The following is an 8,583-nucleotide window of genomic DNA, read 5'->3' on the forward strand; positions in this document are numbered from 1 at the left end:
AAAGATCGCATGTCAGACATCACCCAAAAGAAGATGGAGCAAATCGCGCAGATGTGGAATGCGCGCGGCAAGGGTCTGATAACGCATATGGCGCTTGAGATCGAAGAGGTCTCGACGGAAGGTGTTCGGGTTCGGATGCCGTTCAATCCGGACTTTTGCGTCGATGCGGAACAATCGCTGCTCCACGGTGGTATCCTGACGGCACTTCTGGACAGTGTCTTTGGACTGGCGAACTTTGTTGCCATCGAAGGCGTCAGTACCATGGCCACTCTTGACCTCAGAGTTGATTACCTGCGCCCGGCCCGTTCGCGCGCGGATGTCATCGTTCAAGCGCATTGTTTTCGCAAGACCCGCCACATCGCCTTCAATTCCGGCAGCGTCTGGTTCGCGGGCCATGAGGATGCTGAAATAGCTAGGGGAACCGCCTCGTTTGCATTGACGCGCGGCGAAACCAGCCTGTTTGACGCAATGACAAAAGGAAAAACCTCGTGATGGACGTGCAAACTGTCAATGCCAATGTATCCCGGGTGCCGTTCTTCCGATTTCTCAACTTTGAGGTCAGAAGTCTAGACAGTCTCCATGCTGAGGCGGAAATGACCTTTGATGACCGCCATATCGGTAACCCGATCATGGAGTACTACCATGGCGGCATAATCGCGAGTTTTATGGAGGCCACTGCCGCCATCGCGGTACAGCCCGATTTCGCCGACGTTCCGGCCAAGCCGATCAACCTGACCGTCGATTACCTCAGACCCGGTGTGAAGGGACCGCTTTTTGCGCGCGCTAACGTCACGCGCAAAGGCAAGCGGATGGCAAGCGTCAGCGTGCTCAGCTGGCAGACGGATCGGGAAAAGGCGGTTGCCGAAGGGCTGTATCACTTCCTTCTGGTCTGACCGGGGCAACCGCTTTCAGGGCTACCTTGTCCTGTGGACGGGGTCGCTTCCCGGTTACAAATGCCTTCCAATAGCAGATTGATGAGCATGCTGGAGAATTCAGGCAGTGATAGATATCCTTCCACTCCTGCCTTGTTCGGGTCGAACCATTCCACCGTCCAGTTTAAGGCACCCAACATCACTTGGCGCAAGGGGACGATCTTGATATCCGACCGTATGGCACCGTCGTCCTGAGCTTCACGGAGTATCCGATCCCAGAGTTTTCCATACTCATGGCGAATACCCCTGTGCCTCTCCCTGAAATGATTGGGGAGCATTCCATAGCTTCTGATATTCGCCGAGGTGAATTCACTTGCCTTGAAGAGGAAATCCAGGTGCGCCCAGATTGCAGTCGCTATCTTGGCGTGATGATCGTACGGGGCATCGAATTTCCGAACGGCGGCTTCGACACCTGATAGCAAGTCCCTCAGTCCGGCGTTTAGAACTTCGTCAACGATCGCTTCTTTGGAGTTGAAATGGTAATAGACGCTGCCCGCTTTCATGTCCGCTTCTTCCGCGATCTTTCTCAGCGTGGTCGCCTTGTAGCCATTGTCCCTCAGAATGCGCGCTGCGGCCTTTAGAATTTCTGCACGGGTCTTAGCCGCCTTGCTGTCGGGATCCGGGGTTTTGGCGGTAGTGGCGGGGCACAGCTTCAAGCCTTCGGTATCCGCCTTGCGATGTGGACACATTCCGTCAAGTATCAGCTTACTCATTCGTTCCGCGAGTATGCGCACCGGATACGAGTCGACATCGTACCATTCTACGGTCCAGTTCATGGCACTCAGGATGAACTGGCGGATCACAGCAGTGGATATGTCGCTTCGAAGGTGGTCGGCGCGTTTGGCGTCATTCAGGAATTTGCCCCAGGCACCCGCATATGATGCACGCAATTCGCGATGCGGGGCGCGTGTTTCGTCCGACAACATCGGATAGTTCCGAATATTGGCTGACGTAAAGTCGCTGTCGGTCAATAGGTAGGCAAGGTGTGTTTCAATCAGCAGTCCGAAAGTCTTGCGAAAATCCTCCGAACTTGTCGGTGCCGACCGAACGATTTCACTGACCGCCTGATATAGTTGACGGACGCCAAGATCGAGAACTTCGCTCAGAATCTGGTCCTTGGATTGAAAATGATAATAAATGCTGCCGGCCTCAATGCCAGCTTCCTGCGCGATGTCGCGCATAGTCGTTGCGTGATAGCCTTCATACCGAAAAAGTCGCGCAGCCGCCGAAAGGATACCCTCACGTGTCCTCTCAGACTTGCTCAAGTCTTCGCTCAGTGTCCTGGGGGGGTCAGTCTTGTGTACCATTTCATTTCGATACTTGCGGGACACGAGACTGTCCATTGCATTAAATCTAACAAATGTTAGAATAATCCAAGGAACGTTCCGAATCAAGTTCTTGACAAAGGTTTATCGGAAGAGGAGGACCTCCATGCGAGGGTTGAGTGGAAAACGGGTCATTGTGACCGGCGGTGGAAGCGGCATTGGCCGCGCAGTTTGCGAACGGTTCGGCGAAGAGGGCGCCGAAGTTGCCGTTTTCGATCTGAACAAGGATGGGGCGGAGGAAACTGTCCGACTGATCACCGAGGCTGGCGGGAAGGCGCAGGCCTTCAAGGTAGATATCACCGACCGTAGTCAAGTCGACACGGCGGTGGCCGAGTTCGAATCCGGCGGCCCGATTGATGTGCTGGTGAACAACGCCGGCTGGGACGTCAGCAGAATGTTTCTCGACACCGATGCCGATCTTTGGAAAAAGGTTATCGACATCAATCTTTACGGCCCGCTCAACATGCATCACGCGGTGCTTCCGGGCATGGTCAAGAGCGGCGGCGGTCGCGTGGTTAACATCGCCTCTGACGCTGGTCGTGTCGGGTCATCCGGCGAGGCGGTTTATTCAGCCTGCAAGGGCGGCATCATTTCGTTCACGAAGACCGTGGCGCGCGAGCTGGCGCGCAAAGGTATACAATTGAATGCGGTCGCCCCGGGACCGACCGACACACCTCTGTTCGCTCAATTTGCCGAGGGCGAGGCAGGTCAAAAGATCGCCGAAGGTCTCAAGCGGGCGATTCCGATGAAGCGCCTGGCGCAGCCGACGGATTACCCTGGCATCATCTGCTTCCTGTCGTCGGACGACGCAGGGTTCATTACCGGCCAGGTGATTTCGGTTTCGGGCGGCTTGTCCATGCACGGTTGAAGCCATGACAGCAGCGCCGGACACCAGGCGTTGCTGCCAAACCGTGCCAAAAGAGTTACCTCCCCGACTGGCCGCGCCTTTTGTGCGGCCCTTTTTCATTCTAGAAAGGTTGCGAATGTTTCAGCCAGGCTCTGACATCCAGCGGACAAGCACTCTGACCGCATTTCTGACGGGCTGCGGCATTGACAGTTACGAGGAACTCGTCCGCCGTTCGAATGAAGACCCAGACTGGTTCTGGGGCCGGATCATTGACCATGCCGGGATACGGTTCGCGCGGCCCTACAGCCGGTTGCGAGATATCTCCGAAGGGCCCGAATCGATCCGGTGGGCCGTCGGGAGTACTTTGAATCTGACGGAAACCTGTCTTGACGCCCGAATTGTCGATGGCTTGGGCGACAAGGTCGCAATCGACTGGGTCGGCGAAGACGGAAGCCGCCGCCGCTGGACCTATTCCGACCTTACCGCCGAAGCCTCCCGCGTTGCCTCGGCCCTTGCCACGCGCGGTGTAAGGCCCGGTCAGGCGGTGGGCATCTATATGCCGATGATCCCCGAAATCGAGGCCGCGCTTCTGGGGATTGCCCGGCTGGGCGCGGTTGCGGTGCCGCTGTTTTCCGGTTTTGCGCCTCATGCCATCGTATCGCGCCTGAACGACGCGGATGCCGTGGCGGTGCTGACAGCGGATGCCACACCCCGGCGAGGCAAGCCGGTCTGGATGGAGGCGAGCCTCGCCCAGGCTTTGACCGACGTGCCATCGGTTCATACCGTGATCAGCCTGCGACGGTTCGGCGGTGCGGTAGCCGATCCCGCCCGCGATCTGGACTGGAGCGAAACCGTGGGCCGCGCCAGTCCGGAGCTTGCCGCCGTTCCGGTCAAGGCCGAAGCCACCTTTCTGATCGCCTATACGTCAGGCACCACCGGACGGCCCAAGGGCGTCGTGCATACCCATCTGGGCGTGCAGGCCAAGGCCACGGCCGATTTCCTGCTTTGCCTCGACATGAAACGGGATGACCGGCACCTCTGGATGACCGACATGGGGTGGGTCATGGGACCGCTTACCCTTTTGTCGGTGCTCTTGTCCGGTTCGACTCTGGTGCTGGCCGAGGGCGCACCATCAATGCCCGGCGATCCCTTCAGGCTGTTGCGTCTTGCGTCCGAGATGGAGGTCACGCATCTCGGCGTGGCCCCGACCCTGGTACGGCAGTTCATGACGCAGGATACTGAATCTTTGTCGGGCTACGACTTGTCGTCCCTGCGCATCGTCGCCTCGACCGGCGAGCCCTGGACCGAGGATGCCTGGCTCTGGCAGCTCGATCATATCTGTCGCCGCCGCGCCGTGCCGCTGAACATCTCGGGCGGGACCGAGCTTTTTGGCGCGATCCTGACCTCGACCGTGCTGCACGAGCTCAAGCCCGGCGGATTTTCGGCCCAGGCCCTGGGTGTCGGGGCCAAGGTTCTGCGCCAGGACGGCAGCGAAGCCGCACCGGGCGAGGTCGGCGAACTGGTCGTGACCCAGCCGCCTCTGGGTCTGACCCCGGCCATCTGGGGGGACCGCGATCGCTACCTTGAAACCTACTGGTCCACCTTCCCCGGCCTCTGGCGGCACGGCGACTGGGTGCGCTGCGATCCGGACGGGACATGGTATATCCTGGGCCGGTCGGACGACACGCTGAACATCGCCGGCAAACGCATCGGCCCGCCCGAGATCGAGGCGGCCCTGACCGAAACCGGAGAGGTGGTGGACGCCGCTGCCATCGCGGCACCTGATGACATCAAGGGCGTGGCCGTCGTCTGCGTCTGCGTGGCGGCCCCAAATGTGTCGCCGGACGCGGAGCTCGTGAACCGGCTCAAGGATCGTGTCGGAGAGATCGTCTCGAAGCCCTTCCGCCCGCGCGAGATCCACTTTGTCGAAGCGCTGCCCAAGACCCGCAGCATGAAAACCATGCGCCGTGTCGTGCGTGCCGCCTTTCTCGGTGAAGATCCGGGCGATCTGTCGTCGATCAGCAACCCGGAAACCATTCAGCCCATCGCAGACCTGCAAAAGGAAAAGTCATGATCACTGTTTTCGGAGCCACGGGCACGACTGGCGCGCCCCTCGTCGATACGCTTCTGGCAAAAGGCGCGTCCGTGCGCGCTGTCACCAGCGCCCCCTCCAAGTTAGATGCGCTAAGGGCCAAAGGATGCGAGGCGGTCGCAGCGGATTTCACGGACCCTGCCGCGCTGGCGCGGGCCTGTGACGGGGCAGAAAAGATATACCTGGTCACGCCTGCCCATCTGAACATGCGCCAGTGGAAGGCGAACGTGATCGAGGCGGCCAAGGCCGCGGGCGTGCGCCATATCGTTGTGGCCACGGGGCTTGGCGCGTCGCCCAAGGCGGGGCTGACCTTTGGAAAGTGGCATTCCGAAACCCAGGAGCTGCTGAAGCAAAGCGGCCTTGACTGGACCTTTGTCCAGCCGACCTATTTCATGCAGAACCTGCTGTGGCAGGCCGGCAACATTGCAAAGGACGCCGTGTACTATGACGATCTGGGCGGCCCCGTGGCCTGGATCGACGCCCGCGACATCGCGGATGTCGCCGCCGAGGCGCTGACCGCTCCGGGTTACGAAGGCAAGGCTCTTGGCCTGACCGGGCCCGAAGCTCTTGCAGGGGATGACATCGCGGCCCTTCTGTCCGGGGTGACGGGACGAACAGTGTCGTGCGTGTCCCTGTCGGCCGAAAATGCCAAGGCGGGCATGGTGGCTGGCGGAATGCAGGACGAGGTCGCCAGAGCCATGGTCGAATTGGCTTCCATCGCGCCCAAGGGCTACCTTGCCGGCATCGAGACCACGGTCAGTGATGTGATGGGACGCCCGGCGCGCCGATTTGCCGATTTCGTCGCCGAGAACCGGGATGCTTTCGTCAAGTAACCTGATGGAGCCGCCGCGTTATCTCGAACTGGCTCCGCCTGAGGAAGCGGCCAAACAGATCGACCATTTGTTCGTGTTCCGCGATACCGGTGTGCTGAGCGGTGGTGGACACGGGCGGTTCGCAACCGACCTCTTTACCCTTTCGGTAACGCGCGACGACAGCGGCGGCGGGCGCGTATCGCTGGCAGAACCGCGCCCCTATTTTTCGCCCCGCCCAAGGCCATTCCTGGGTGTCGTGGCCGGGCTGCGACTGTCGTCACGACCGCAGCGATTTCCCGACTCCAAAGGGCTGGACATGCTGGCCTCAGAACTGGCCCGGGTTCAGAACGGGGACGATGACCTGCCTGCGCTCATCGCGGTGCTTGACGGCCTTGCGAGAGACCTGCGCTTTGCCGCACCAACCGGAGCTTACAGCGACCGGACCAAACGTCGAAAGGTGCGGGCGGAAACCGGCGTGTCGCGGCGGCGGCTTGCGACCTTGCGACGCTTTCGCCGGGCTCTCGGGCAGCTTGCGTCAAAGACCCTGCTGCTGAGCGATCTGGCGCTGGACGCCGGATACTACGATCAATCTCACTTGTCCGCCGCTTGCCGGATCTTCGCCGGCAAACCGCCCGGCGCGTTGCGCGCTCTGTCTATTCCGCGTCGTTTTGACCTTTCGCTACAAGATACGCGCCTCAAAGACCGCCTAAGATTGGTCATTGACGAATGAAATCGAAGAGGAAGACCCGCCATGACACAATTCAAACCGAAAAACCCCGACTATGACGCACGCGTGCGCAACAGTTTCGATCGCCAGAAGGTGATGAACACGTTGGGGATCAGCATTGCCGAGTTGTTACCCGGCCGCATCGTTCTGGAAATGGCACATCAGGTTGCACTGACCCAGCAGCATGGGTTTTTGCATGCCGGAATCCTGTCGACAGCGCTGGACAGCGCCTGCGGATACGCGGCCTTTTCGCTGATGCCAGCGGACGCGGCAGTGTTGACGGCCGAATTCAAGATCAACCTACTCAACCCGGCGGACGGCGAACGGTTTCGCTTCGTCGCTGACGTGGTGAAACCAGGCAGGACGCTGACCATATGCGAGGCGCGTGCCTATGCCGTGAAGAGCCAGGATGAAAAGCTCGTCGCAACGATGACCGGAACGCTCATGGCGCTGATCGGGCGGGCGGGGGTCGCGGACTGAGCGCAACCCGGCCGCAGCACATCCGATCCGGGCGGCCGGGCCGATTATTCAGACAGCTGGATCAGCTGTTCCAGCGGCTCGCGACCTCGGCCAACCGTTTCCCGTAGGCGCGCGCGGTATCCAGATCGCCGCCAGCAGGTTCAGACCTGCCAAGCGGTAATGTTAGCCTTTAGCAGTGCGGTCGCCGATTGTCCCTCGTCAGGGTTTTTCGGAGAGCTGAGACTGTATCGTAACGGAGGATCTGGTTCAGTTTCTGTTCAAGTTTATGCGGCAGCGGCCTGATGCTGCAACCGTAATTGGAACGGATGGACGCCCACGGTGCCGATGGGCTGCCGTCACGCCGGAGTTTCCAGTCAGGGCGGAGCTGGCGCACCATTCCGGCCAAGCGCGAGAACTTTCGTGCTGCCTTCGCCGGGTTCGACTTTCGGGGAGTTGCGAACTTTGACGACAACGATATTAAGCGCCTACTTGCCGATGAAGGAATTGTTCGCTATCGAGGCAAGATCGAAGCCGTGATCAACAACGCTCGCCGTACTTTCGAGGTCGTCCAAGAGGAAGGCTCCTTCGCCGCATTCATCGATCACGTCCCAATTGGTGGTGTAGCTCAAGGCTGGCCAGCTGGTTTTCGGCGCGCCGAGCTGGTCAGTCCGTCTGCGCGGCAGGCAGGCTGACGATGGGATCATCGCAGACGGGCCCAAGGTTTCCAGTGTCATGTAGCGAGAGCGCTGGACGGCCCATTCCTCAGTCTGCTCCATCAGGATCGCGCCGACGAGACGCCGGATCGAGGCTTCATTGGGAAAGATCCCGACGACATCGGTGCGCCGCTTGATCTCGCCGTTCAGACGTTCGATCGGATTGGTCGAGTGTAACTTCGCCCGGTGTTGCTGGGGGAAGGTCATGTAGGCCAGCACGTCCTCCTCGGCGCCATCCATGAGGGTCGCGAGCTTGGGCAGCTTGCCCCGCATCTGGTCGGCGACGTTTCGCCATTGGGTCTTGGCCGCCGCATGGTCCGGCTGGGCGAAGGCGGTGGCGATGAAGGCTGATATGACGCGACGGCTGCTCTTGCCGGCATGGGCGAGCGCATTTCGCTGGAAATGCACGCGGCAGCGCTGCCAGGTGGTGGACAGGACACGCGCCGTGGCAGCCTTGATCCCCTCGTGTGCGTCGCTGATCACCAGCTTCACCCCGTTCAGTCCGCGGCGCACCAGGTCGCGCAGGAAATCGGTCCAGAACGTCTCGGCTGCGTAATCCGGTTTGATCCGGCCACCCATTCCAAAAACATCCGGCCACCCCTACCGATTTTACCTGGCCACTGAATCCGGAACATCCGGCCACCTCTCTGACGTGTTGCTGTGAGGCGATCAGCAG

Annotated in this window: 8 protein-coding genes and 2 pseudogenes; 8 read left to right on the forward strand and 2 right to left on the reverse strand. The window is 60.2% G+C overall.

The window, feature by feature from the left end; genetic code table 11:
* Positions 1–9: 9 nt before the first annotated feature.
* Together AAFO90_RS19150 and AAFO90_RS19155 are read left to right on the forward strand one after the other, a co-directional pair.
* Entirely contained in the window at positions 10–492 is a 483-nt protein-coding gene (locus AAFO90_RS19150) for a PaaI family thioesterase (RefSeq protein WP_027264417.1), read from the forward strand.
* Positions 492–893 (forward strand): PaaI family thioesterase, encoded by a 402-nt coding sequence (locus AAFO90_RS19155; RefSeq protein ID WP_028093915.1) that lies wholly within the window; start codon positions 492–494, stop codon positions 891–893. Before AAFO90_RS19150 ends, AAFO90_RS19155 begins: the two co-directional genes overlap by 1 nt.
* Here the strand turns inward: AAFO90_RS19155 and AAFO90_RS19160 are convergent.
* Positions 875–2,275 carry a TetR/AcrR family transcriptional regulator gene (locus tag AAFO90_RS19160; protein ID WP_347510401.1) on the reverse strand — a complete coding sequence of 467 codons (1,401 nt, stop codon included), beginning with the start codon at positions 2,273–2,275 and terminating at the stop codon, positions 875–877. The genes AAFO90_RS19155 and AAFO90_RS19160 overlap by 19 nt on opposite strands.
* 88 nt (positions 2,276–2,363) lie before the next feature.
* Here AAFO90_RS19160 and AAFO90_RS19165 point away from each other — a divergent pair, with 88 nt between their 5' ends.
* From AAFO90_RS19165 to AAFO90_RS19190, 6 genes and pseudogenes are all read left to right on the forward strand, one after another.
* Complete coding sequence (locus AAFO90_RS19165) at positions 2,364–3,125, forward strand: glucose 1-dehydrogenase (protein WP_152467136.1); 762 nt, start codon at positions 2,364–2,366, stop codon at positions 3,123–3,125.
* A gap of 115 nt (positions 3,126–3,240) precedes the next feature.
* On the forward strand, positions 3,241–5,178 hold the full coding sequence (locus tag AAFO90_RS19170; protein ID WP_197918524.1) for an AMP-binding protein: 1,938 nt from the start codon (positions 3,241–3,243) through the stop codon (positions 5,176–5,178).
* On the forward strand, positions 5,175–6,029 hold the full coding sequence (locus AAFO90_RS19175; RefSeq protein ID WP_152467134.1) for an SDR family oxidoreductase: 855 nt from the start codon (positions 5,175–5,177) through the stop codon (positions 6,027–6,029). Before AAFO90_RS19170 ends, AAFO90_RS19175 begins: the two co-directional genes overlap by 4 nt.
* On the forward strand, positions 6,013–6,738 hold the full coding sequence (locus AAFO90_RS19180) for a helix-turn-helix domain-containing protein (RefSeq protein ID WP_152467133.1): 726 nt from the start codon (positions 6,013–6,015) through the stop codon (positions 6,736–6,738). Before AAFO90_RS19175 ends, AAFO90_RS19180 begins: the two co-directional genes overlap by 17 nt.
* A 21-nt stretch (positions 6,739–6,759) precedes the next feature.
* Complete coding sequence (locus tag AAFO90_RS19185) at positions 6,760–7,215, forward strand: PaaI family thioesterase (protein WP_152467132.1); 456 nt, start codon at positions 6,760–6,762, stop codon at positions 7,213–7,215.
* A 305-nt stretch (positions 7,216–7,520) separates the two neighbouring features.
* Positions 7,521–7,790: pseudogene (locus tag AAFO90_RS19190) on the forward strand (DNA-3-methyladenine glycosylase I); the annotation flags it as partial.
* Between the two features lie 67 nt (positions 7,791–7,857).
* On the opposite strand, the pseudogene AAFO90_RS19195 reads toward AAFO90_RS19190, so the two are convergent.
* Positions 7,858–8,456 (reverse strand): annotated as a pseudogene (locus tag AAFO90_RS19195) (transposase); the annotation flags it as partial.
* Between the last annotated feature and the right edge of the window lie 127 nt (positions 8,457–8,583).

Origin of the sequence: Phaeobacter sp. CAU 1743 (genome assembly GCF_039839315.1) — a bacterium.
Lineage (GTDB): Bacteria > Pseudomonadota > Alphaproteobacteria > Rhodobacterales > Rhodobacteraceae > Phycobacter > Phycobacter gallaeciensis_A.

Excerpts from the sequence above, each read along its gene's own strand:
- AAFO90_RS19155 (WP_028093915.1), top strand. The coding sequence starts at position 492 with ATGGACGTGCAAACTGTCAATGCCAATGTATCCCGGGTGCCGTTCTTC.
- AAFO90_RS19150 (WP_027264417.1), top strand. The coding sequence starts at position 10 with ATGTCAGACATCACCCAAAAGAAGATGGAGCAAATCGCGCAGATGTGG.
- AAFO90_RS19160 (WP_347510401.1), bottom strand. The coding sequence starts at position 2,275 with ATGGACAGTCTCGTGTCCCGCAAGTATCGAAATGAAATGGTACACAAG.
- AAFO90_RS19165 (WP_152467136.1), top strand. The coding sequence starts at position 2,364 with ATGCGAGGGTTGAGTGGAAAACGGGTCATTGTGACCGGCGGTGGAAGC.
- AAFO90_RS19185 (WP_152467132.1), top strand. The coding sequence starts at position 6,760 with ATGACACAATTCAAACCGAAAAACCCCGACTATGACGCACGCGTGCGC.
- AAFO90_RS19180 (WP_152467133.1), top strand. The coding sequence starts at position 6,013 with ATGCTTTCGTCAAGTAACCTGATGGAGCCGCCGCGTTATCTCGAACTG.
- AAFO90_RS19170 (WP_197918524.1), top strand. The coding sequence starts at position 3,241 with ATGTTTCAGCCAGGCTCTGACATCCAGCGGACAAGCACTCTGACCGCA.
- AAFO90_RS19175 (WP_152467134.1), top strand. The coding sequence starts at position 5,175 with ATGATCACTGTTTTCGGAGCCACGGGCACGACTGGCGCGCCCCTCGTC.